This is a genomic window from Mesorhizobium sp. M5C.F.Ca.IN.020.32.2.1, assembly GCF_004023105.1.
Lineage (GTDB): Bacteria > Pseudomonadota > Alphaproteobacteria > Rhizobiales > Rhizobiaceae > Mesorhizobium > Mesorhizobium wenxiniae.
Map to the genome: position 1 here is coordinate 1 of NZ_RZSX01001509.1, position 709 is coordinate 709.

A 709-nucleotide genomic window follows, 5' to 3' on the forward strand; every position below is an offset into this window, starting at 1 on the left:
ATGTGCTGGGCAAGCAGGCCAATTGGGATGCGGCAACGGCGCGTCTAGGTGCCGAACTGTTCGCCCGCAAGCGCGACGGGCGCGGCCAGTTCATCGCCGCGACGCCAGAGGCGATCTCCGAGCGGGTGCTGCTGACGCTGACGCGCTGGTCGGCGGAATACATCCTCGAAACCGCCTTTGCCGAGGACGGGTTGGATGGCGCGGCGACCGTGGCGCACGCGCTGGTGCAGCGCGCCGTCGACGCGCATCCCGGCATCGCACGGCTCAGCGTCGCGCTCGACCGTCCGGTGATCGGCCTCGGCGCCTCGGCGCCGCTGCACTATGCCGGCCTGGCCGAGCTGGTCGGCAATGGCTGCGTGGTGCCCGAGGATACCGACGTCGCCAACGCGCTCGGCGCCGTCGTCGGCCAGGTCAGGGTTTCGGCGGAAGCGCGGGTCAGCCAGCCCAAGGAGGGGCTGTTTCGCGTCGCGTCAGGCGAAACCGTGCGCGATTTTGTCGACGAGGCGGCGGCGATCGCCGCGGCGGAGATCGATGTGCGGGCGATAGCCGCCGGGCGGGCCAGGGACGCCGGCACCGACAGCGCCGAGATCGAAATCGCCAGCGAATTCCGCGTCTCCACCGTCGAGGGTCAGCGCATGTTCATCGAGGCGCATGTGGTGGCGGTGGCGTCCGGCAGGCCAAGGATTGCGGTGTAGGCCCCCTTCTCCCC

The 709-nt window shown here is 70.5% G+C and carries 1 pseudogene; it reads left to right on the forward strand.

Annotation, left to right across the window (positions count from 1 at the left end):
- Positions 1-695: pseudogene (locus EOA86_RS37125) on the forward strand (hydantoinase/oxoprolinase family protein); the annotation flags it as partial.
- Positions 696-709: the final 14 nt, after the last annotated feature.